This is a genomic window from Microbacterium aurantiacum, from assembly GCF_031625015.1.
Classification (GTDB): domain Bacteria; phylum Actinomycetota; class Actinomycetes; order Actinomycetales; family Microbacteriaceae; genus Microbacterium; species Microbacterium aurantiacum.
This window is the reverse complement of sequence record NZ_JAHWXH010000002.1, coordinates 614,093-636,890: the sequence shown is the minus strand read 5'-3', so window position 1 is coordinate 636,890 and position 22,798 is coordinate 614,093. Positions and strand designations below refer to the sequence as shown.

15 protein-coding genes and 1 tRNA gene are annotated in these 22,798 nt (G+C 69.8%); 6 read left to right on the top strand and 10 right to left on the bottom strand.

Annotated features, from left to right (window positions below):
- Positions 1-38 precede the first annotated feature (38 nt).
- Positions 39-3,161 (top strand): ATP-dependent DNA helicase, encoded by a 3,123-nt coding sequence (locus KZC50_RS12710; RefSeq protein WP_310891904.1) that lies wholly within the window; start codon positions 39-41, stop codon positions 3,159-3,161.
- A complete protein-coding gene (locus tag KZC50_RS12705; RefSeq protein WP_310891903.1) occupies positions 3,158-6,475 on the top strand; it encodes an ATP-dependent DNA helicase in 3,318 nt (1,105 codons plus the stop codon). Before KZC50_RS12710 ends, KZC50_RS12705 begins: the two co-directional genes overlap by 4 nt.
- 18 nt (positions 6,476-6,493) lie before the next feature.
- On the opposite strand, the gene KZC50_RS12700 is transcribed toward KZC50_RS12705, so the two are convergent.
- Positions 6,494-7,723, bottom strand: a complete 1,230-nt coding sequence (locus tag KZC50_RS12700) for a phosphotransferase (protein WP_310891902.1) — start codon at positions 7,721-7,723, stop codon at positions 6,494-6,496.
- A 59-nt stretch (positions 7,724-7,782) separates the two neighbouring features.
- Between KZC50_RS12700 and nudC the strand changes: the two genes are divergently transcribed.
- Together nudC and KZC50_RS12690 are read left to right on the top strand one after the other, a co-directional pair.
- Complete coding sequence (gene nudC, locus KZC50_RS12695) at positions 7,783-8,697, top strand: NAD(+) diphosphatase (RefSeq protein WP_310891901.1); 915 nt, start codon at positions 7,783-7,785, stop codon at positions 8,695-8,697.
- Entirely contained in the window at positions 8,694-10,475 is a 1,782-nt protein-coding gene (locus KZC50_RS12690) for an ATP-dependent helicase (protein WP_236968624.1), read from the top strand. The genes nudC and KZC50_RS12690 overlap by 4 nt, the downstream gene beginning before the upstream one ends.
- 764 nt (positions 10,476-11,239) lie before the next feature.
- Here KZC50_RS12690 and KZC50_RS12685 read toward each other — a convergent pair.
- Positions 11,240-12,610: a zinc-dependent metalloprotease gene (locus tag KZC50_RS12685; RefSeq protein ID WP_310891900.1), complete on the bottom strand. Its 1,371-nt coding sequence runs from the start codon at positions 12,608-12,610 to the stop codon at positions 11,240-11,242.
- A gap of 126 nt (positions 12,611-12,736) precedes the next feature.
- On the opposite strand from KZC50_RS12685, the gene KZC50_RS12680 reads away from it, so the two are divergent.
- Together KZC50_RS12680 and KZC50_RS12675 are read left to right on the top strand one after the other, a co-directional pair.
- The gene (locus tag KZC50_RS12680) at positions 12,737-13,855 is read left to right on the top strand and encodes a YlbL family protein (RefSeq protein WP_310891899.1); all 1,119 of its coding nucleotides are present in this window, start codon (positions 12,737-12,739) and stop codon (positions 13,853-13,855) included.
- 65 nt (positions 13,856-13,920) lie between these two features.
- Positions 13,921-16,839, top strand: a complete 2,919-nt coding sequence (locus KZC50_RS12675; RefSeq protein ID WP_310891898.1) for a UPF0182 family membrane protein — start codon at positions 13,921-13,923, stop codon at positions 16,837-16,839.
- A 72-nt stretch (positions 16,840-16,911) separates the two neighbouring features.
- Here KZC50_RS12675 and KZC50_RS12670 read toward each other — a convergent pair whose 3' ends face one another.
- The 8 genes from KZC50_RS12670 to KZC50_RS12635 all read right to left on the bottom strand — a co-directional run bounded on the left by KZC50_RS12670 (position 16,912) and on the right by KZC50_RS12635 (position 22,764).
- Positions 16,912-17,802 carry a prenyltransferase gene (locus KZC50_RS12670; RefSeq protein ID WP_310891897.1) on the bottom strand — a complete coding sequence of 297 codons (891 nt, stop codon included), beginning with the start codon at positions 17,800-17,802 and terminating at the stop codon, positions 16,912-16,914.
- Positions 17,799-18,113 (bottom strand): lycopene cyclase domain-containing protein, encoded by a 315-nt coding sequence (locus KZC50_RS12665; RefSeq protein ID WP_301133118.1) that lies wholly within the window; start codon positions 18,111-18,113, stop codon positions 17,799-17,801. The genes KZC50_RS12670 and KZC50_RS12665 overlap by 4 nt, the downstream gene beginning before the upstream one ends.
- Entirely contained in the window at positions 18,110-18,469 is a 360-nt protein-coding gene (locus KZC50_RS12660; protein ID WP_236968629.1) for a lycopene cyclase domain-containing protein, read from the bottom strand. The genes KZC50_RS12665 and KZC50_RS12660 overlap by 4 nt, the downstream gene beginning before the upstream one ends.
- A 1-nt stretch (position 18,470) precedes the next feature.
- Positions 18,471-20,063: a phytoene desaturase family protein gene (gene crtI, locus KZC50_RS12655; RefSeq protein ID WP_310891896.1), complete on the bottom strand. Its 1,593-nt coding sequence runs from the start codon at positions 20,061-20,063 to the stop codon at positions 18,471-18,473.
- Positions 20,060-20,938, bottom strand: a complete 879-nt coding sequence (locus tag KZC50_RS12650; protein ID WP_156305225.1) for a phytoene/squalene synthase family protein — start codon at positions 20,936-20,938, stop codon at positions 20,060-20,062. Before KZC50_RS12650 ends, crtI begins: the two co-directional genes overlap by 4 nt.
- Positions 20,935-21,987: a polyprenyl synthetase family protein gene (locus tag KZC50_RS12645; protein WP_310891895.1), complete on the bottom strand. Its 1,053-nt coding sequence runs from the start codon at positions 21,985-21,987 to the stop codon at positions 20,935-20,937. The genes KZC50_RS12650 and KZC50_RS12645 overlap by 4 nt, the downstream gene beginning before the upstream one ends.
- Positions 21,984-22,532, bottom strand: a complete 549-nt coding sequence (idi, locus tag KZC50_RS12640) for an isopentenyl-diphosphate Delta-isomerase (RefSeq protein ID WP_310891894.1) — start codon at positions 22,530-22,532, stop codon at positions 21,984-21,986. The genes KZC50_RS12645 and idi overlap by 4 nt, the downstream gene beginning before the upstream one ends.
- A gap of 158 nt (positions 22,533-22,690) precedes the next feature.
- Positions 22,691-22,764: transfer RNA gene (locus KZC50_RS12635), tRNA-Met, on the bottom strand.
- Between the last annotated feature and the right edge of the window lie 34 nt (positions 22,765-22,798).

The following is a 22,798-nucleotide window of genomic DNA, read 5'->3' as shown; positions in this document are numbered from 1 at the left end:
GGGCGAACGACGTCGGCGGCTGCGGCTAACGTCGGAGGATGCCCGTGTCACCCTCGTCGCCGCTCACGCCGGCGACTCCGGAGAAGGAGACCGACCCGCGCGAAGACCCTGCGCAGAGTGCGGTGATCGAGCTGTCTCCGGACGCCTCCGGCATCGTCGTGGGCGCAGCGGGATCGGGTAAGACCGAGACGCTGGTGGCGCGCGCCCGTCGGCTGGTCGCCGACGGGCTCGCGGCCGACGCGGTCCTGACGCTGACCCCTTCCCGGCAGACGGCGACCGCGCTCCGGGATCGGATCGCCCTGACCCTCGCGGTAGCGACCTCCGGACCGCCCGTGCGCTCGGTCGCGTCCTTCGCCTATCACCTGGTCCGAGCGGCGAACCTTGCCGAGGGCCGTGAATCACCTCAGCTGCTGACCGGTGCCGACGAGGATCAGCTGCTCGAGGACCTTCTCGACGGCGATGCCGAGGACGAGGGTTCCCATGGCTCCCGGTGGCCGTCGAGCCTGCCCGCGGCCGTACGGTCCTCGCCGGGGTTCCGCGCGGAGCTGCGCGCGTTCTTCGCCGAGTGCACGACGCTCGGCCTCGAACCTGATCGCCTGGAAGAGCTCGGACACGACCTCGGTCTCGTCGAGTGGACCGCTGCCGCGTCGTTCTTCCGCGAGTACCTCGACGTCCGAGCCGGGATGCGGGGCGCGCACCGCGATGCGGCGGGTCTCGTGCGGGAGGCGCTCGGCGTGGTGCGCACCGCCGCGGCCGGGTGGGCGCCGCTCGACGACATCCGGGTGCTTCTCGTCGACGATGCGCAGGAGCTGACGCTCGGAGCGATCGAGCTGCTCGAGGCATGTCGGCGGCGGGGAATCGCGGTCGTGGCCTTCGGCGATCCCGACCTCGGCTCCGGGGCCTTTCGAGGCGCGAGACCAGAGAACTTCGCTCGAGCGGTGTCGCTCTGGGGCCTGCGCGGCGTCCTCGACGGCTCGCATCGCGGGTCTGCGTGGCAGGGCGCCGTCGCCCGACGCGTGACGCAGCGCATCGGGGCCGCCGGCGTCGTGGCACACCGGAGAGCGCCCTCGGATGCCCCGGACGACGGGTCCGTCCGCTGCCTCGTCGCCCGCTCGCCCGCGGAGGAGCACGACGCCATCGCCCGCATCCTCCGGGAGCGTCACGTGCGCGAAGGCGTGGATTGGGAGTCGTGCGCGGTGATCGCGCACGACGCGCGCCAGGTGGTCGCGCTGGAGCGGGAGCTGACGGCGCGTGAGGTGCCGGCGCGGTCCGACGGCGCAGCCCGACCGCTCGGAACCGTACCCGCGGCGCGCGACCTTCTTCGGCTGGTGGAAGCGGCGATGGGGGACTTCGACGACATCGACGACGTCATCGCCGTCCTGACGGGGTTGTACGGGCGTCTGGACGCGATCGAGCTGCGGCGTCTGAGAACGACCCTGCGCACGGCCGAACTCGCCTCCGGCGGTACGCGTCTCGGGAATGAGCTCCTGATCTCCGGGATGCGCCATCCGGTGGAGTTCGTCCTCGTGGACACCAGGGAGGCGCGGCGCGCGGCATCCGTGGCGACAACCGTGCAGGCGGTGCGCGCGGGCTTGGAGGCCGGCGACGACGCGCATCAGCTTCTGTGGACCGCATGGGAGCGCAGTGGGTCCGAACGGGTCTGGGTCGACATGGCGGCGGGGCAGGGCCCGGTTGCGGAGCAGGCTCACCGGGACCTGGATGCGGTGGTGGCGCTCTTCCAGGCCGCCAAGCGTGCGGTCGACCGGGAACGGGCCGTCGACCCGCGTGTGTTCGTGCGTACGCTCCTGGACAGTGCTGTGGCCGACGATCGTCTCGAGGCGGCACCTGCGGCGGGCCGCGTCGCCGTCCTCACCCCCGCGGGCTCGCTGGGACGGGAGTTCGACACCGTCATCGTCGCCGGTGTCCAGGAGGGCGTCTGGCCGAACACGCGCACGCGCGGCGGTCTCCTGCACACCTGGCGGCTCGCGGATGCGGCCGAGGGGGTCCGCGAGGCGCCCGCCCCGGTGGACCGGCGGCGCACAGCGCTGCACGACGAACTGCGACTGCTGGTGCGGTCCCTCACCCGTGCGCGCCGTCTGACGGTCGTCACCGCGGTCGACGATGACGACACGGGGCCCAGCGCATTCTTCGAGCTGCTGCCTCCGCTGCAGCCGTATCGGGGTGAGCATCCGCTGTCGTTGCGCGGGCAGGTGGCCCGTCATCGCCGGCTCCTCACCGGCGGCCCTGCAGACGCCGAGGCGGACGCGGCGGCGCAGCTCGCGGTGCTCGCGCGGGCGGGAGTACCCGGCGCCGCGCCGCGCGAATGGTACGGGGTCCTCCCGGTATCCAAAGCGGGATCCCTCTTCGAAGAGGATCCCCGCCCGGTCCGCGTGTCCCCGTCCCGGCTTCACGCGCTGGAGGAATGCGAGCTGAACTGGTTGATCGCGGAGCTCGGCGGCGACGCCGGCGGAGCGACCGCGGGACTCGGCACGATCCTCCACTCCGCCCTGGAGCACGCCGTCGGCAGCGATGAGGACGCCCTCTGGGCGCACGTCGAATCGCGATGGAAGGAGCTGCAGTTCGAATCGGCGTGGCGGGAGCGCGCCGAACGGACCCGCGCGCGGGAGCTCGTGCATCGCCTCCACCTGTATCTCCGGCGATTCGATGACGCGGGAGGGCGTCTCCTCGGCTCGGAGCCGCACTTCGAGGTGCCCGTGGCGACGACGGGCGACGAGATGGATGCGGTGGTTTCGGGCTACATCGATCGCGTCGAGCTCACATCCGACGACCGCGTCGTCATCGTCGACCTGAAAACCGGCAAGAGCGAGCCGCAGACCGACGCCAAGGTTCAGGACAACCCGCAGCTCGCGGCGTATCAGCTGGCTTTCCACACCGGGGCGATACCCGAGGCGAAGGGGTTCGCGCCCGGCGGTGCGAAACTGCTGGTCCTCCGCCCCACCTCGAAAACCAAGCCCTATGCGGAGCCACGGCAGCCCCCGCTCTCGGAGGATGCCCGTGAAGAGTTCCTCTCGCGCGTCCGCTCCGCTGTCGCCGTCATGCGAGGGGAGACGTTCTCAGCCCCGTACGAACAACACTGCCGAGACGAGTTCTCCCACGGCCTGTGCCGCATCCACACGGTCGGCGCGGTGAGTCGCGCGTGACCTCCCCGCGACTGTCCGCGCACACGATCGCGGCCGCCCTCGGTCAGTTCCCGCCGACGGCGGAGCAGACCGCCGTCATCGAGTCAGGACTCGCCCCGGCCCTCGTGGTCGCCGGCGCGGGCAGCGGGAAGACCGAGACCATGGCCTCTCGGGTCGTGTGGCTCGTCGCCAACGGCATCGTCTCGCGCGACGAGATCCTCGGGCTCACCTTCACGCGGAAGGCCGCCGGTGAACTCGCCGAGCGCATCCAACGGCGTCTGGCCCGCCTGGCCGAGTTCGAGCGGCTCGGCCTCCTCCCGCACCTCGCGGCGCTTCATCGGGACGGCCACCTCGACGTCTTCGGGACCATCGAGAGGTCCTCGGGCGACCGACAGGCATTGCGAGACGCTCACCTCGCGACGCTGGTAGACGCGACCGGGGCGGTGCCGCGCGAGCTCGAGGGCGACACCCTCCTGCACCGGCCCAGCGTGGCCACCTACAACAGCTTCGCGGATCAGATCGTGCGCGAGCACGCGGTGCGAGTGGGTCGTGATCCCGACGCCGCGGTGCTGTCGGAGTCCGCCGCCTGGCTCCTCATGCGGCGCGTCGTGCTCGCCTCGGACGACCCGAGACTCGAGACGAGAGGGGAGGCGCTGCGCACCATCGTCGACGCCGCGCTGCGGATCGCGCGGGACAGAGTGGACAACCTCGTCTCCTGGGAGGACCTGGCCCGGTTCCCCGAGCGGTTCCGTGATGTGCTCGAGCGGCCCTCCGTCTCCCGGGGGGTGACGGTCTACGCCGATGTCGCGTCGTCGGTTGAGAGAGTCGAGGCCCTGGCCCTCCTCGCAGGACTGGCGCGCGACTACGACGAAGCCAAGCGACGCCGCGGTCTGATCGATTTCTCCGACCAGGTGGCCGGCGCCTTCGAGGCCGTCTCGCGGCACCCGGAGGTGGGCGAGCAGATGCGCAGCCGCTACCGGGTCGTCCTCCTGGACGAGTACCAGGACACCTCGGTCGTCCAGACGGACCTTCTGGCGGCATTGTTCGCCGATACCGCGGTGATGGCCGTCGGTGATCCCCATCAGGCGATCTATGGGTGGCGCGGCGCGAGCGCAGGGAATCTGGGCGGCTTCGCCGGCGCGTTCGCACGGCACACCGCGTGTCAGAGCTTCGCGCTCATGACCAGCTGGCGCAATGCCGGCAGAGTCCTCGTCGCCGCGAACGCCGTTCTGGCTCCGCTGACCGACTCCGCTCCGGTCGACGTCCCACCGCTGCGGACCCGGCCGGACGCGCCGGAGGGCGACGTGGACGTGGTGTTCGAGCCCGACATCGATACCGAATCCGATCGGGTCGCCGAGTGGTTCGACCGCGTGCGTGGCGAGCGTGCCGCGGAGGGCCGGGCGACGACGGGCGCCGTGCTCTTCCGCAACAAGAAGCACATGGTGCGGTTCGCGGATGCGCTCGGCCGACGCGGAATCCCGCACCGCATCCTCGGCCTCGGCGGGTTGCTCTCCACACCGGAGGTCGTGGACGTCGTCGCGGTCCTCCGCGTCCTGAGCGATCCCGACGCCGGCTCTGCGCTGCTGCGTCTGCTCAGCGGCCCACGCTGGTCGATCGGGCTCCCCGACCTCCGTGCGCTCCGGGATCTCGCCACCCGTCTGGCCCGGCACGACGCCGCGCTGGCGCCGCTTCCCCCGGCGGTCATCGAGACGCTCCGTTCCAGCGCGTCGGACGACGGGGTGTCTCTGATCGATGCCCTCGACTTCGTCGCTCGCCAGCCCGTGACGCACGGCTGGCTGTCCGACTTCTCGGAGGAGGGGCGCGTGCGTTTGAAGGACGCGGGCCTGACGTTCGGCGGGCTCCGGCGAGCGGTGGGTGCCCCGATCGGCGAACTCGTCCGCCTGATCGAGGCGGAGCTGCGCCTCGACATCGAACTGGCGGCGAATGAGACGCGCGGCCCGGCGCGCATCGCGTCCGCGCAGTTGCGTGCGTTCGTGGACGAGGTGCACGCGTTCCTCGACGCCGACGATACAGGCACCGTGGCCAGCCTCCTCGCGTGGCTCGACCATGCGGAGCGTCAGGACGACCTCGCACCGCGGACGGAGCCTCCCGAGGAGGATGTGGTCCAACTGCTGACGATCCACGGATCGAAGGGGCTCGAATGGGATGCCGTGGCCGTGGTCCGGCTGGTGACCGACGAACTGCCCGGAGCGGCGCGCGACACCCGTGGCTGGCTCGGTTTCGGCGTGCTCCCGTACGAGTTCCGCGGAGACCGGCGTTGGCTCCCCGACCTGGCCTGGGAAGCGGAGCGTGCGGCGACCCAGCAGGATCTCCGAGACAATTTCGCAGATTTCGTCCTCGCACATCGAACGCGTCAGCTCGAAGAAGACCGGCGTCTCGCATACGTCGCGGTGACCCGCGCGCGGGATCACCTGCTTCTGAGCGGCGCGACGTGGTCGGGCACACGCAAGCCCCGCGCGCGTAGCGTGTTCCTCGATGAGATGTGCACCGCGTTGCGACGCGACGTGCCCGCTGCGGAGGAGACGGACGATCCGTACGACGGCGAGCGGCGTACCCTCCGGTGGCCGCTCGATCCGTTGGGTGCACGGCGAACTGCGGTGACCCGGGCGGCGGACGCCGTCGGGGCGGTGCGCGCTGAGGATGTCACGCCGGAGGACGACATCCTGCTGTTGCTGCAGGAGCGTGACGCGCGTACATCAGCGCGGGAGGTCCGCGCGCCGACGAGGATCGCCGCCTCCCGGTACAAGGAGTTCCTCGCGGATTACCAAGGCGCCATCGGGCGGATCGCGCGGCCGCTTCCGGAACGGCCCTACCGCGAGACCCGGCTGGGAACCCTCTTCCATTCGTGGGTCGAAGAGCGGTCGGGTCTGATCGGCCGACGCAGTGTCTGGGACGAGGCGCTGTGGGAGGTCGACGATGAGACTCTCCACGATGTCGAGCAGACCGCGGCATCGACGGACGACGCGGCGCGTCTTGCCCGGCTCCAGGCCGCTTTCCTGGCGTCAGAGTGGGCGGACCTGCGCCCCATCGAGGTCGAGTGCGAGATCGACTTCACCGACACCGAGCTCGACGGCACACCCCGCGTGATCGTCTGCCGAATCGACGCCGTCTACCGTCGGGACGACCGAGGCGGCCGCATCGAGATCGTGGATTGGAAGACCGGGAGGGCGCCTCGAACCGAGTCCGAGCGTCAGGACCGTCTGGTCCAGCTCGAGCTCTATCGCCGGGCGTACCATGCCGCGCGAGGCATCCCGCTGGGCGAGATCGACGTCGTGCTCTTCTATGTGGCGGACGACCTCGTTCTGCGCGCCTGAGGCGTCAGCGCGGCGTGCTCACCGCGCACGCCACCGCCGCAGTGCCTCGCGGGATGCCCGGTCGGTCTCCTCGTCCGTATCGGCCGAGTCGGCGGGCGCGCCGGGCCAGGGTGCGAGGGGGCCGGAATCCGTGTGCGCGGGGGTCTCGTCCACCACACCCGTCTCGGCGTCGCTCGCCGCGTGCTCCTCTGTGCTGTTCGCGAGGGCTCCGGTGTCGGTGTCCTCCGTCCAGAACGACAGCTCGGCCGGATCGTAGGCGTCGGTCTGCATGGAGGTGTCGATGCCGGATGCCGCGCCCTCCGGCATCCGATCGATGAAGGTCAGCGCATCGTCGACGTCTGCGCCACCGTGACCGAGCACGTCGTCGTCGGCCACGCCCGTGGACAGCGACGCGAGGAGATCGGCTGCGTCGTCCACCACGTCGGGGCGTCCGAGAGCGAGTCCGTGCAGGAGCCACTTCGCGAACTCGAGCTCCGCGTAGAAGCGCGAGCGGTCACGCATATGCGGATCGGGAGCGCGATCGCTGTGCGCGAGGTAGGAGCCGAACACGTCGTCCGCGGCGATCGGCGCTCCGGCGAGCCAGTGCAGATCGAGAGCCGGATCCCCGACCTGGAGCCCGTGCCACTCAAGCAGCCCTGTCACGCGCGGTACGTCGGCGACGTCATCGAAGACGAACGACGCGGGATTCACCCCGCCGAGCATCACCCGGGGTTCGAATCCCCACAGCTGTTCCGCGGCGATCGCGCGCCGCCAGCGCCGGAGAAGGGGGAACGGCACGCGGTCGCTTGCCTCAGCACGATCGACGAGTGTCGCCACATCGGCCCGCACCTGCTCCGGCGCACGCGAGGGCAGGCCCTCCGACCGCACGATCGAGGTCGGGAGGGCGTGGACGGCTGCGAGGGCCGCGCCGAGGGACGTGGCGGCCCCCCGCCCGGGGGGCAGGTGCACGGCGTCGACGCGATAGCCGGGAAGGAAGTCCACGACGATGCCGGTGGCGCCCTCCAGTCGCATCTCCCCGAGGAGTGTGGGGGGTCGGAACGGGAGGAGCGCCCGGACCCCGGCGGTGAGCGCCCGGAGAGCGCGCGTCTCGGCGAGGAGCTCGGACGCGGCGTCGGCGTCGGCCGGAACCCGCGCGACCACCCGTCGGCCGTCGGAGAGATCGACGAGCGCGGAATCGTATCGACCGGCTGTGCCCTCGGTCAACGCCCCTACCGCGACCACGCCCGCCTGAGGCAGGGCCGAAGTCACAGAGGCGGCTAGAGTGAACGGAGAGCGTGCCATGTGCCCAGGTTAGGGAGTGATCCTCGATGACGGCGCCCGACACCCCGCGCCTTGCGCCCCTCGGTCACCTCGGTGGCGATCGCGCGGCGTCGGAGCGGACCCTTCCGGATCTGCTCGCGGAGGCGCGCGCCCAGGAGGGCGCGAAAGCCCTCGTCCTCGTCGGCGACCGCGCGCCCCTCGCCGCCGGCGATCGCCTGGCCTGGGTTTCCCCGGATCAGGCGCCCGAGGGCGGCGAGTGGGCTTTTCTCGGCAGAGACGACTCCGGCGCCCCCCTGTTGTTGTGCGCCTTCCCGAGCGACGCCGAGGAGGCGGTCGCCGCCGCGGCGGGTTGGTCTTCTCTTCGCGCATCGGGGGGTGCGCTCACGCCGGACGACGCCGCGCGCTTCGTCGAGGCGCTGAGCCTGGGGAGGTGGCTGCTCGACGCTCCGTTCTGCTCGTTCTGCGGCACGCGCGCGCACATCCTCGACGGGGGCTGGTCACGACGGTGTCCGGGATGCGGTCGGACGCATTTTCCACGGACCGATCCCGCGGTCATCGTCGCCGTCACCCACCCGGACGATTCCGATCTGCTCCTCCTCGGATCGAATGCGGCGTGGGCCCGTGAACGCTACTCGTGCTTCGCGGGCTTCGTCGAGGCGGGGGAATCCCTCGAGTCCGCCGTGGTTCGGGAGGTGGAGGAGGAAGCAGGCGTGCGTCCCCGATCGGTCCGGTACCACGGCTCCCAGGCGTGGCCCTATCCCCGCTCCCTGATGCTGGGCTTCTTCGCCGAGGCGGACGACGCCGTCGCGGCCCGAGCGGACGGCGAGGAGATCGCCGATGTCCGATGGTTCTCCCGAGACGAGATCGGCGCGGCTCTCGACCGCGGAGGGGAGATGATCCTGCCCGGGCCTGCATCCATCGCCCACATGCTCATCACCGACTGGTTCGAGGAGCGCGCATGACCGGCGGACCTCTGGACGATCTCGACGAGCAGCAGCGGGAGGCGGCAACGGCTCTGCGCGGTCCCGTCGCCGTGCTCGCGGGAGCGGGAACCGGCAAGACACGGGTGATCACGCGACGGATCGCCCACGGCGTGAACACCGGCACCTACTCGCCCGGTCGGGTGATGGCGGTGACGTTCACCGCGAAGGCCGCGGGGGAGATGCGCGGCCGCCTGCGCGCGCTCGGGATCGAGGGCGTGTCCGCGCGGACCTTCCATGCGGCGGCTCTGGCGCAGCTGAACTACTTCTGGCCGACGATCGCAGGATCCCCGGCACCTGCGGTGGTCGACAACAAGGTACGTCTGCTCGCCCACGCGGCGGACGGCATCGGCATGGCCCCGGACGTCGCAACGCTCCGAGACGTCGCCGCGCAGATCGAATGGCGGAAGGTCACCATGCGATCGATAGAGCAGTATGCGCAGGCTCGACCGGAGGGTGCGGGCCGTCTCGGTCTGGAACGCGTGCTCGACCTGCAGCGTGCGTACGAGCGTCTCAAGGACGAACGACGCCAGATGGATTTCGAGGACGTCCTCCTCGCGTGCGCGGGGATGCTGGAAGCCGAGCCGCGGGTGGCGCGCGCGGTGCACGAGCAGTACCGCCACTTCACGGTCGACGAGTTCCAGGATGTCTCGCCCCTGCAGCACCGACTGCTCGAGCTGTGGCTCGGGGGACGCCGCGACCTGTGTGTCGTCGGCGATGCCAGCCAGACGATCTACTCCTTCGCGGGGGCCGATGCGCGCTTCCTTCTGGAGTTCGACAGCCGCTACGACGATGCGCGCGTGGTTCAGTTGTTGCGGAACTACCGTTCGGAGCAGCCGATCCTGGATGCCGCGAACGAGCTCATGCGTGACCGCCCGGGCGCGCTGCGTCTGGTTGCGGCGACCGAGGGACGCCCGCCTCAGGCGGACGCAGGGGTTCCGGTGACGACGGTCACCGCCTTCGAGGACGACGCGGATGAGGCGAGGGCGGTCGCTTCGCGCATCATGGCGCAGCAGAAGCAGGGGATCGCCTTGCGCGACATCGCTGTGCTGTACCGATCCCACTCGCAGTCCGCGGAACTCCTGCGCGCGCTGACGGATGCCGGGATCGCGACCACCGTGCTCGGCGGTCGTCGCTACTTCGACCTGCCCGAGGTCCGTCAAGCGGTCATGGCCCTGCGCGGTGCGTCCGTCGCCCCTGTGGCGGGCGGACTGGTCGACGCGGTCCGAGACGTCCTCCGCTCGCTCGGGTTGACCGACGAGCCCCCTGCAGCGGGTGGCGCGGTCCGCGATGCCTGGGAAGCGCGCGCCGCGCTCCTCCAACTGGCGGAGGAGGCTCCGGAGGGAACCACCCTGCGCGCCTTCACCGACGATCTCGCCGCGCGGGCGCGCGCGCACGACGAACCGGCGTTGTCGACGGTGACGCTGTCGACGTTGCACGCGGCCAAGGGACTGGAGTGGCCGCACGTGCACATGGTTGGTCTCGCGGAGGGCCTCCTCCCGATCTCGTACGCGCAGACATTCGACGCCGTCGACGAGGAGCGGCGCCTGGCCTACGTGGGGATCACGCGGGCTGCGCGAACCCTCTCTCTGACCTGGGCTCGCGGATCTCGAGAACGCCATCCCTCCCGGTTCCTCCGAGAGATCGGCACCCGCATCCTGCAGACGGAGCGTGGGTCCGCACCGTCCGCTGGAGGGAACCGGATCGGACGGTCACGGAATGCGACGTCGCCCCGTGCGCGTCCGCAGCCCTCGCGATGAGTTCCATCGCGACGAGTCCGGCCTCCCACATCAGTCCGGGACGTACGGTGCCCGAGTCGCGCGTGACGAGCTGAGCAGCCAGCACCGGCCACGCCGGATCGTCACGGGTGCACTCCTCCGCGACGCACGCGGCGCAGGCCGTGCGGCCGGGAGCGATCACCGGGCCGACCTCGATCCGCTCGCCCTGAAGGGCGAGCGGGACGTGCGGAACATCGCGCGAGAGCAGGGTGCGCGCGATCGCAGGGTGCAGGAGGTGGTGCGCGACGACGATCACGACATCGTCCGGCGAGCCGATCATGTTCCATCCGAGCTCGGCTCCGGACCCGTCGACGCGACCTCCGCCGGCGGAAACTCCGTCGGCGATCGTCCGGGTCGCGGAGGCGGGGACGGCGTCCGCGCCGGCGACGATGATCCGTCCCCCCGATGCCGGGGGAGAGGAGGGGGACAGCGCAGGAGCGAGACGTGTCAGCAGGACCGCGCAATCACCGGCTGACGCGCCCCACGACCGGGCGAGAACCTCGGCGGCGTCCGCGCTGACGCCCGCCTCGAGTTCACGCAGCAGACGTTCCTGCCAGGGGAGCGGATCGCGGAGTACGGCGACCGCGGGCACGCCGAACTGCACCTCCGTGCCCGATCGCCACAGCGGTGGATGAGCCGGATTCAATCGGAGCATGGCCCGATTCTGGTGGCGTGCGTGGTGCCGGACTCGGCTTTCCACAGGCCGGCGTCGACAACGGACGCCGGACCTCTGATGGGGAGGAGGGTCAGCCGCGATCTTCGTCCGTGTCGCCAGACCCGTCGGTTTCGGAGTCGGCGAGCAGCTGTGCCAAAGCGTCGTCCATGGCGTCCGGCGCGGGCTCTTCCCCGCGCGCCCGGGCCTGCAGACGCGCCACGAGCGAGGTCGGGTCGTCGATGTCGTCCGCGCCCGGCATCAGGTCCGGGTAATCCCACAGCGCGTCCCGCGCCTCCGGTCCCACGGCGTCTGTGATCGCGCGCCACATCGCTGCCGCCTCCCGCATCCGTCGAGGCCGCAGCTCGAGCCCGACGAGGGAACCGAGGGCGCGCTCCGCCGGCCCACCGACCGCACGGCGGCGGCGGACGGACTCGGCCACGCGATCGGCCTGCGGCAGCCGTGTCGTCGCGTCGGCGGTGACGACGTCCACCCACCCCTCGATCGTCGCGAGGAGGTTCTCGAGTCGGCGGAGCGCATCCTCCTGGGCCTCCGATCGGGCCGGCAGCAGTGCACCGCTCTCCAGGGCGCGGCGCAGCTCCTCCGGTTCCGAGGGGTCGAAGCGAGACGCGAGATCCTCCAGGGCGTCGGTGTCGACGCGCACGCCGCGTGCGAATTCCGTGACCTGGGAGATCACGTGCAGGCGGAGCCACTTGGCGTGACGGAACAGGCGTGCGTGGGCCAGTTCCCGGGTGGCCACGGCGAGAGCCAGCTGGTCCTCCGGGATCTCCAGGTCGCGACCGAAGTCACTGAAGTTCTGGGGGAGGATCGCGGCGCGGCCGTCCGGCATGAGCGGGATGCCCACGTCGCCGCCGCTGACGACCTCCTTGGACAGGTTGCCGATGACCTGGCCGAGTTGGGACGCGAACAGGGATCCGCCGACGGACCGCATGAGGCGTCCGGCACCCTGGACGAGGTCCTGCATCTCCTCGGGCGCCTGCGCCCGCAACGACTCGGTGAGCGCATCCGCGATGCTCGTGGCAACCGGCTCCGCCAGCTCCTGCCACACCGGCAGGGTGGCCGTGACCCACTCGGCGCGTGTGATGGACCTCGCGGGGCTCGGCAGCTCCGAGATCGTGGTGACCTCGCTGAGCCACAGGCCCGCCAGAACGAAGGCCTGATCCAGCTCGCTCCGATGCCCGTCTCCGATCGCCAGCCCGTGCTGGCCCGCGATGTGGAGAGCCTGCCTCTCGGCCATGTCCCAGGAGATCGCACCGTCTCCGCCGCCCGCGAAGGCCTGCTGCATCTGACTCATGATCGTCTGCATCATCGCGGGATCGATGTTCATGCCCGAGAGCTGCGAGAGCTGGGACAGCTGTTCGGGGTCGATTGAGCCTCCGCCGCCGAGCAGCTGACGGAGGAGATCCTGGAATTCTTCTTCGGGAGAGCGGTCGTCGTCTGCCACTTCAGCCGCCTTTCAGCCGGTCGCGGATGTACGGATCTACGCTAGTCGCAGCATCCCCTTCCCCGTCTCGGCCGAGACCCGAACCCTTAAGCCGGCCGCGAACGACCCGGCTGAGAAAGGTCTCCTGTGACGCTCTTCGACGATTCCGCACCCGTCAGCCCCGGACCCCGGCGTCCATCGCGTGCCGTCGTGGCGGGCATCTGGACTCTCTCGGCCGCGCTCGTCGTCCTGCTCATCCTGACCTTTCTCCCCACCGGTTACGTCATCCAGCGACCGGGGCCGGTGTACAACACCCTCGGCTCGGCCCCCGGCCCCGACGGCGAGGAGGTGCCGCTCATCACGGTGCAGGGCGCGGAGACCTACCCCACCGAGGGAGCTCTCGATCTCCTCACCGTGCAGGTGGTGGGAAGTCGACAGCGCACGCCCTCCTGGTTCGAGCTGGCGACGGCGTGGTTCGACCGCACCCGCGCCGTCCTGCCGATCGAGGCGGTCTTCCCGACCGACCAGACCGTGGAGCAGCGCCAGAGCGAGAACGCCGCGCTCATGGTCGACTCGCAGCAGGAGGCCACGGCGGCCGCACTCAGTGAGCTCGGTTACGACGTGTCCCCGCAGCTTCGCGTCTACTCCGTCGTGCAGGACTCCGCGGCAGACGGGGTCCTGCGCGAGGACGATGTCATCCTCGCCGCGGACGGCGAGCAGGTGACGGATGTCGCCGCCCTGCGGGGGATCGTGGACGCGTCCGAGGGGGCGCCTGTCGACCTCACGATCTTGCGCGACGGCAGCACGCGTTCCCTCGCGCTGGTGCCCCAGCAGGAGGGCGAAGATCCCGACGCGCCCTGGCTGATCGGCGTCACGCTGATGAGCGACTACGACTTCCCCGTCGACGTCGAGATCCAGTTGGACAACGTCGGCGGTCCGAGCGCGGGCATGATGTTCGCCCTGGGGATCATCGATGTCCTCACTCCGGGTGAGCTCAACGGCGGCGAACGTGTGGCCGGCTCCGGGACGATCACCGCCCAGGGGATCGTGGGGCCGATCGGCGGCGTGCGTCAGAAGCTCTGGGGCGCAGTGGGGGACGGCGCCTCGTACTTCCTCGCGGCGGAAGCGAACTGCCCCGAGATCGTCGGGCATGTCCCCGACGGGCTCCACGTCTTCGCCGTCGAGGACCTCGACGACGCGATGCGGGCGCTGGACGCGGTGGCGACGGGCGGCGACCTCGACGCGCTCCCCACATGCGACACGTGACCCGACCGGCTTTCCCTCAGCACACCCTCGGCGACCCTCCAGAACCGCGCACCTAGGATGGAGGGGTGACCACGACCTCTGCGCCGGCCCCGGCCACGCCCTCCCGACCTCGACGAATACTCGGCATCACCGTGGCGATCGTCGCCGCCCTCGTGGTGGCGTTCTTCGTCTTCGCCAGCCTCTACGCCGATTGGCTCTGGTATCGGCAGCTCGAGTTCGAGGGGGTGCTGCTGACCCAGTGGGTGGCGCGGATCGCGATGTTCGCGATCGGATTCCTCGGAATGGCCGTCCCCGTCTGGCTGGCCATCCAGCTCGCCTACCGCCTCCGCCCCGTCTACGCGCGGCTCAGCTCCCAGCTCGATCGCTACCAGGAAGTGGTCGAGCCGCTTCGTCGTCTGGCGATGTGGGGCATCCCGGTCTTCTTCGGCTTCTTCGCGGGATTCGCCGCGTCCGCCCAGTGGCAGACGACATGGTTGTGGTTCAACGGAGTGCCGACCGGTGACGTCGACCCCGAGTTCGGTCTCGACACCGGGTTCTACCTCTTCGCCCTGCCCTTCTACAGCGCGGTGGTGGGATTCGTCTCGGCGGTCCTGCTCATCTGCCTCCTGGTGACCGCTGTCGTGTCCTACCTCTACGGCTCCGTCCGGGTCGGACAGCGTGAGCTGCGGATCTCGAAGGCGGCGCGGATCCAACTGGCGATCCTCGCCGGCCTCTACCTCGCCGTACAGGCGGTCAGCCTGTTCCTCGATCGGTACCGCTTGCTCGTCGAGCAGGGGGACCGCATCACCGGCCCCGGCTACACCGGCGTCAACGCGGTGATCCCCGGGCTCACGATCCTCTCGATCGTCGCGGCGCTGGTCGCCGTGCTCTTCTTCGTCACGGCTGTCATCGGACGCTGGCGTTACCCGCTCATCGCAACGGCGCTGCTGATCGTCTCGTCGCTCGTGGTCGGAGTCGGCTATCCCTGGGTCGTCAACACCTTCCAGGTCCTGCCCAACCAGGCAGCCTTCGAGCGGCCGTTCTACGAACGCAACCTCGAGATGACCAAGAAGGCCTACGGCATCGACGGTCTCGAGAAGATCGAGTTCACGGCGGAGACCTCGGCGGAGGAGGGGCAGCTCCGCGCGGACGCGCAGACGACGACGCAGATCCGCATCATGGACCCCGCGATCATCGGGCCCACCGTGCGGCAGCTCGAACAGTACCGGGCGTACTACCAGTTCCAGGAGCCCCTGGACGTGGACCGATATGAGATCGACGGCGAGATGCAGGACACGATCGTGTCCGTCCGCGAACTCAACGTCGACCAGCTCGGCGCCGGCTCCTCGTGGGTCAACGAGACCCTCGTCTACACCCACGGATACGGTCTCGTCGCCGCCGCCGGAAACGAGCGGACGAGCGACGGCAACCCCGTCTTCCTCGAGCGGGGCATCCCCGCCCAGGGCTTCCTCTCGGACAACCCCGACTTCGAACCGCGCGTCTACTTCGGCGAGTACTCGCCGACGTACTCCATCGTCGGTGCGCCCGAGGGCGCGACGCCGATCGAGCTCGACTACCCGTCGGGCGCCGACGGCGGAGCGGGTCCGCGTGTGACCTTCGAGGGCGACGGCGGTCCTTCCGTGGGCAACATGTTCCACCGCCTGATCTACGCGCTCCGCTTCCAGTCCGAGCAGATCCTCTTCTCCGAGGACGTCAACGAGGAATCGCAGATCCTCTATGACCGCGACCCCCTCACCCGCGTCGAGAAGGTGGCTCCGTACCTCGAGCTGGACAGCGACCCGTACCCGACGGTCGTCGACGGGCGCATCGTCTGGGTCGTGGACGGATACACACTCAGCTCGAACTATCCGTACTCCACGACGGTCCCGCTCTCCCAGGCCATTGCGGACTCCAACAACACTCAGCCGCGATTCGCGCTCGACGACATCAACTACATCCGCAACTCGGTGAAGGCGACCGTCGACGCGTACGACGGTTCGGTGACGCTGTACGCGTGGGATCCTGAGGACCCGCTGCTCCAGGCGTGGCAGAACGTCTACCCGACCGCGGTGCAACCGATCAGCGAGATGTCCGCGGACCTGATGAGTCACGTCCGGTATCCGACGGACCTGTTCAAGGTCCAGCGCGCGATGCTGCAGATCTACCACGTCGACGACGCGCAGTCCTTCTACGAGCGGGACAACGCCTGGGCGACGCCGGAGGACCCGCAGAACCCCAATCAGCTGCAGCCGCCGTACTACCTGACGATGCAGATGCCCGGTCAGGAGGCGCCCTCGTTCTCGATGTTCACGACCTTCATCCCGTCGTCGACCGGGGCGGCGAGTCGGAACGTCCTGATGGGCTACCTCGCCGTCGATTCCAATGCCGGTCAGGAAGCGGGTGTGAAGGGCGAGGACTACGGAAAGCTCCGTCTTCTCGAGATCGCCGCGTCCACGACCGTGCCCGGACCCGGGCAGGTGCAGAACACGTTCGACTCCGACACCGCCGTGTCCTCGCAGATCAACATCCTGCAGCAGGGCCAGTCCGAAGTGCTGAACGGAAACCTCCTCACCCTTCCGGTGGGTGGCGGTCTGCTCTACGTCCAGCCGGTCTTCGTGCAGGCCTCCCAGGGCACCCAGCTCCCGACGCTCCGCAAGATCCTGGTCGCCTTCGGTGATGACATCGCCTTCGAGGACACGCTGGCGGAAGCGCTCGACGTCCTCTTCGGTGGGGACTCCGGCGCGACGGCGGGTGACGACGAGGTCGTTCCGGTGGAGCCGGACGCGACCCCGACCCCTGAGCCGACCGCACCGGCCGAGCCGGGTGACGAGAAGCCGACGCCGGCACCGGAGGCCGGATCCTACGAGGCCGCACTGCAGGATGCCCGCGAGGCCATGATGGCTCGTGAGGAGGCGCTCCGCGCCGGCGATCTCACGGCTTTCGCCGAGGCGGACGAGCGGCTGACCGCGGCCGTCGAGCAGCTGCTGGAGCTCAGCGGCGACTGACGGGGATGTGCGGAAGAGGGGCGGAGCGGGTCATTCCCGGTCCGTCCCTCTTCGTCGTGCGGTGCGGGCAGGTCAGCGGGTGAGGATCGCGTACCAGATGAGGAGGAGCGTGACGCCGAAGCCCGTGATCTGGTTGAGCCACAGGAATCGATCCCATCCTCGCGTCGCGTCCGCCGCGCCGGCATCGGTGATCCTGCGGTATGGCCACACCGTTAGGAGGTAGGGCACGGCGAGAATCGCGGCGAGTGGGCCGGGCCACGCGGTGGCGAGCATCGCGAGACCCGAGAGCGTGTAGCACGCCAGTGCGAAGCGGACGGTGAAGCGTGCTCCGCGGACAGTGGCGATGGACGCGATCCCCGCCTCGCGGTCCGCGACGACATCCTGGACCGCGCCGAAGGCGTGCGATGCGACCCCCCAGAGCGCGAAGGACGCCACCACGAGTCCGAGTTGCCACGTCCACGTCGCACCGGCCAGCACGAGCCCGTACACGGCGGGGGAGAAGAAGTGGATGCTGCTCGTCACGGAATCCGCGAACGGCCGCTCCTTCAATCGCAGGGGCGGCGCGCTGTAGAAGACGACGAAGAAGAGGCTCGCGGCGAGGACCAACCACGAGATGGGCGACCCGATGATCACAAGATAGATGACGAAGGGAAGGCAGGACAGGCCCGCCGCCCAGAGGGTCACGGGGTGCAGTCGACGGTCGAGGATCGCGCCGTGAGCACCCCCCTTGCGGGGGTTCCGGAGGTCCGACTCGTAATCGAAGACGTCGTTGATCCCGTACATGGCGAGGTTGTACGGCACGAGGAAGAACAGGACACCGAGGATCAGCGTCAGATCGATCTGTCGGGTCGTCAGCAGATACGCCGCCGCGAAGGGGAACGCGGTGTTGACCCAGCTGACGGGGCGGGACGAGACGAAGAGCTGCCGGGAGACCGCGGCCGGTCGCAGCGGGAGGGCGGTCATGACGCTTCCTGGGGGAGACGGGGGGAGAGCAGCTCGAACACGGCGGGGATCAGGAAGGCCGCGCACAGCGGGTAGGAGAAGTCCTCGATGGGAGCGAGGCCGATCCGCAGCCCGCTGAGGTGCTCCGGAGGGTAGGCGAAAAGGTCGGCGGCGATCATGAGGTTGTCGAAGATCGCCGTGAGGATCAGAAGTCCTCCGGCTGCCCAACCGGAGGCGACCATACGCTCTCGGAAGCGAGGGCGTCGCCGTGTGGCGAGCGTGACGAGTACCGTGATCACCACGAAGGGGACGACGATCAGCGGATAGGTCATACCGCCGATTCTCCCCCCTGACCGCTCACGGGGCGGCGCCCCGCGCGGAGGGCACGCAGACGCATCGCCGCTCCGTGGAGGACGAGGGCGAGGTAGGACAGGAAGATGAGGAAGACCGGTTCCTCCAGCGGGAGGTGGGGAGCGAGGTCGATCCCGAGCAGGAGCGGACTGTCTCCCTTGACGAAGACGCCCGTGGCGATTCCGACCGCGTCCCAGATCAGGAAGAACACGGTGCCGAGGATGACGGCGATGATCGTCCGGCGCGGATCTCGCCACGCGGCGAGCTTGAGGCGCGCGTCGGTGAGCGCCACGCCGGCCAGGGAGAAGAGGAGCGCGGCGAGGTAGAGCCCCGGCATGTCAGACTCTCGCGGGCTCCGGGATGGGACCGGGGGTGCGGTCGCCGCGAAGCCGTTTCACGACGAGCTCGGCGGAGATGAGGCACATGGGAAGCCCGATGCCCGGCAGTGCCGACGTTCCCGCGTACGCGAGCGCGTCGACCCTGCGCGACGTGTTGCGCGGACGGAACATCGCACTCTGGCCGAGGGTGTGCGCCAGACCGAGGGAGTTGCCGCGCCAAGAGTGCAGGTCGGTCGCGAAGTCCGCGGGAGAGATCGTCCGCCGCACGACGATGCGGTCCTTCAGGTCGGGGATGCCGCACCACTGCGAGATCTGCTCGATGACACGGTCAGCGGCCGCCTCGGTGCGGGGGTCCCCGTCCCCGTCGATTCCGCCGTGTCCGGATCCGGGGTCGGCGGGCACCGGTACCAGGACGAACACGTTCTCCGAACCGGTCGGTGCGACGTCGGCGTCGGTTGCGCTCGGCCGGCAGATGTAGAGGGAAGCGGGGTCGGGGATGCGGGGGCGGTCGCCGAAGATGTCCTCGAAGTTGGTCCGCCAATCATCGGCGAACAGGAGCGTGTGGTGCGCGAGCTGGGGGAGCTCGCCGTCGACGCCGAGTAGGAGCAGGAGAGCGCCCGGGCTGGGGGTCTTCGTGTCCCACCACGACTGCGGATAGGTCTGCAGCTCCGTGGGGAGGAGCGAGGTCTCGGTGTGGTGCAGGTCTGCGGTGGACACCACGAGGTCGGCTTCGTGCAGTGTGCCGTCCAGGGTGCGGACACCGGTGGCGCGTGCCCGCGCACGTGAGCCGCGATCGGGTGCTCCCGTGACGATCTCGACGACCTCTGCGCCGGTGACGATGTCGACACCCCGCGCCGCGGCGAGGCGCTGGATCGCCTTGATCACCTCGACGAATCCACCACGGGGGTACAGCACGCCGTCATCGAGATCGAGGTGGCTCATGAGGTGGTACAGGCTCGGGACGCCGTAGGGGGATCCGCCGAGGAACACCGCCGGGTATTCGAGGATCTGGCGCAGCCGGGGATCGGTGAACTTCCGATCCACATGAGAAGCCAGGGATCGGGTGAGCAGGGGTGCCAGGGTCGGGATGCGGCGGAGGATCGCGGGGTCCCGCAGTCCCGCGGTCGTCTCGTAGGTGTCGTAGAGGAAGCGGGACACCGCGAGATCGTAGGCGTCCTCGGCCGAGTCGAGGTAGTCCGCAAGGCGCGCGCCCGCCCCCGGCTCGACACTCTCGAACAGCTCGGTGGCGAGCTCGCGGCCCGTGCGGACATCCAGCGGCTGCCGACCCGTCGCCGGGTCGGAGTAGACCCGGTACGCGGGGTCCAGGCGGACGAGATCCAGTTCGGCGTCGGCGCTCGTTCCGAGGAGGCGGAAGAAGTGGTCGAAGACCTCCGGCATGAGGTACCAGCTCGGCCCGGTGTCGAAGCGGAATCCGTCCTGATCCCATGACCCGGCGCGTCCCCCGAGATCAGAGCGCGCTTCGAGGAGCCGGACGGACCATCCTTCCTCCGCGAGGAGCGCGGAGGTGGCGAGACCCGCGATACCCCCGCCGATGACGATGGCCGTACGCGAAGAGGAAGCAGAGTCGCTCATGAGAGAACCTTCCGTGGCGAGAACCCCAGCCAGGCGCGGGCCGCCAGGCGGGCTTTGACCGGGTCCGGCACCCGCACGCGACCTGAGCCCGGCTCGGCTGCGCGCAGTCGGCGGGACAGTTCCGAGAACAGATCGTGCGCCGCGGTGACGGCGCGACGACAGTCCTTGGGAAGGTGGGGGACGGTGGCCGCGGCCGCGGCGAGGTCCGCATCGATACGGTCCAGAACGGCGTCGCGGCTCACAGTTCCCGAGCCTATCCCGAGGTAATCACGACCGAGCGCGAATGCGTCATGATCGAGGTCCCGGAGGAAGTTGACGTCTTGGAACGCCGCACCGAGGCGTCGGGCGCCGTCGACCAGCCGGGCGTCGGCTGGTCGGGGGCGAGGCTCCCCGGCGTTGACGAAGACCTGCAGGCACATCAGGCCCACCACCTCCGCGGACCCGTACACATAGTCATCGTGCGACGCGTCGTCATGGGTCGATGTGGACAGGTCCGTCCGCATGGAGGCGAAGAAAGGGGCCACGAGGTCTTCCCCGATGCCGCACTCGCGGGCGGTGAGGGCGAAGGCGTGGACGACGAGATTCGCGCTGAAGCCCTGTGCGATCGCCCGGTAGGTCTCGGCCTCGAGTTCGTCCAGCATCGCTTCGGCTTCCGGCACCGAGAGGCCGGCGGCGACGGCCGGGCCGTCGACGATCTCGTCGGCCACGCGCACAAGCGCGTAGATGGTCCGGACGTGCGTGCGGGGGCGGGGCCCGAGCAGGCGGCACGCGAGTGCGAAGGATGTCGAGTACCGCGCGATCACGATGTCCGCGGCGTCGCGCGCGGTCTTGTCGTAGAGGGCCAGCCCCGTGATGCCCTCGGTCTCCTCGGTCATGGGATGCGACTTTCGACCCCGTCGGCGAGCGCGCGCAGGAGGGACCCCGCGGACGCCGGCAGTGCGGGATCGGCGGACACTCCGCGCACCTCGGCGAGCGCGCCGTCGACGAGTGCGCGCATCTGCGCCCGGGCTCCACTGGCCTCGAGGATCCGCTGCGCCTCTTGCACGGCGATGGGACCGGTGTGTGCGACGGCGATCGCGTCGTTGACCTGAGCCCAGGTCGCACTCTCGCGGGCGAGCGAGACCAGCGGTGTCCGTTTGCCCTCGCGCAGGTCGCCCCCGCTCGCGCGTCCTGCCTGATCGTCGGTGCCGAAAGCGCCGATGAGGTCGTCTACGAACTGGAATGCGAGACCGAGCTGACCGCCCGCGCGCTCGAGGAGTCCGGTGACCTCCGGGGACGCCCCGGCCAGCGCGGCGCCCGCGCAGAGCGGAGCGCTGAACGAGTAGACGGCGGTCTTGTTGTACGCCGCGTCGAGGACGGCGTGGTGCGGGGCATCGTCGACGACACTGTTCTCCACGTCCGCCAGCTCGCCGGCCGCGGAGACGTACATGGCCTCGTCGAGGAGCTCCATCAGCCGCACGCGGGCGGTCAGATCCACCGGTGCGAGGGCGATGAGCCGAAAGGCCTCATGCAGCAGGAGGTCGCCGGCGAGGATGGCCGCCGCGTCCCCGAGGAGGGCGGCACCCGCGGCATCCGCTCCTTGCTCCTCGGCACGCCGGCGGAACTCCCCGGCGACGTTGGGGATGCCGCGACGGACGGTGTCGTGATCGATCACGTCGTCGTGGACGACGAATGCCGTATGGAGCAGTTCGAAGGCGGCGGCGACCGGGAACACGCCGGGAGCGGCACCCAGGTCGCCGCCGAGGCTCTCGAAGGCGGCGACGACGAGCGCGGGACGGAAACGCTTGCCACCGCGAGCTGCGCGGTCGGAGGCGTCGATCAATGCATCGAACGCCTCGCCGAGCGCACCACGTCGACATCGCATCCGCGCGAGCGCCTCATGGATCGTGTCGTCGATCTGCGGATGCGGGGAGAGTGCGATCATGACCGTCGCGACCTGGGGGCGTCGGTGAGCAGCGGAAGCTGTGCGGCCTGCAGGACCAGCCACGGGCTGAAGGCCCACGGCGTCGCACGCACGGCGTCGGCGAGGCGCTCGGGCTCGACCCAGCGGATCTCCATGACCTCATCCGGGTGGGGGACCGGTTCGGATGCCGCGCGGGCGGTGTACACGGGGCAGATCTCGTTCTCGACGATCCCGCTGGCGTCCACGGCGCGGTACCGGAAGTCGGGCAACGTCACGCGGACCTCCTCCACCCGCATCCCGAGTTCGTCGGCAGCTCGGCGGTGCACGGCGTCGGAGATGTCCTCACCCGGGCGCGGATGACCGCAGAACGAGTTGGTCCACACTCCCGGCCACGCGACCTTGCTCAGCGCGCGGCGCGTGACGAGGACATCGCCTCGCTCGTTCACGACGTGACAGGAGAAGGCGAGGTGCAACGCGGTGTCGAAGTCGTGCACGCTGCTCTTCGGCGCGGTGCCGATCATCGTCCCCTCATCGTCGAGGAGCACCACATCGTCGCCAGCTGTCATCACACACTCCAGGTATTTCGCTAGTTTATCTAGCGATCTGCTGTGCCCGATGATACAAGCGGTGCACGGGAGTGTCCATCCTGCCGCACCGTGGGGCGCCCGGGAGGCGAAAGCGGAAACGAAAAGGGCGCCTCTTCCGAGACGCCCTCTTCTTCTTGTTGCGGGGACAGGATTTGAACCTGCGACCTCTGGGTTATGAGCCCAGCGAGCTACCGAACTGCTCCACCCCGCGGCACAAGAAGAAACACTATCACGGCTTCCGAACC

Excerpts from the sequence above, each read along its gene's own strand:
- KZC50_RS12665 (WP_301133118.1), bottom strand. The coding sequence starts at position 18,113 with ATGACCTATCCGCTGATCGTCGTCCCCTTCGTGGTGATCACGGTACTC.
- nudC (WP_310891901.1), top strand. The coding sequence starts at position 7,783 with ATGACGGCGCCCGACACCCCGCGCCTTGCGCCCCTCGGTCACCTCGGT.
- KZC50_RS12660 (WP_236968629.1), bottom strand. The coding sequence starts at position 18,469 with ATGCCGGGGCTCTACCTCGCCGCGCTCCTCTTCTCCCTGGCCGGCGTG.
- KZC50_RS12670 (WP_310891897.1), bottom strand. The coding sequence starts at position 17,802 with ATGACCGCCCTCCCGCTGCGACCGGCCGCGGTCTCCCGGCAGCTCTTC.
- crtI (WP_310891896.1), bottom strand. The coding sequence starts at position 20,063 with ATGAGCGACTCTGCTTCCTCTTCGCGTACGGCCATCGTCATCGGCGGG.
- KZC50_RS12645 (WP_310891895.1), bottom strand. The coding sequence starts at position 21,987 with ATGATCGCACTCTCCCCGCATCCGCAGATCGACGACACGATCCATGAG.
- KZC50_RS12690 (WP_236968624.1), top strand. The coding sequence starts at position 8,694 with ATGACCGGCGGACCTCTGGACGATCTCGACGAGCAGCAGCGGGAGGCG.
- KZC50_RS12710 (WP_310891904.1), top strand. The coding sequence starts at position 39 with ATGCCCGTGTCACCCTCGTCGCCGCTCACGCCGGCGACTCCGGAGAAG.
- KZC50_RS12650 (WP_156305225.1), bottom strand. The coding sequence starts at position 20,938 with ATGACCGAGGAGACCGAGGGCATCACGGGGCTGGCCCTCTACGACAAG.
- idi (WP_310891894.1), bottom strand. The coding sequence starts at position 22,532 with ATGACAGCTGGCGACGATGTGGTGCTCCTCGACGATGAGGGGACGATG.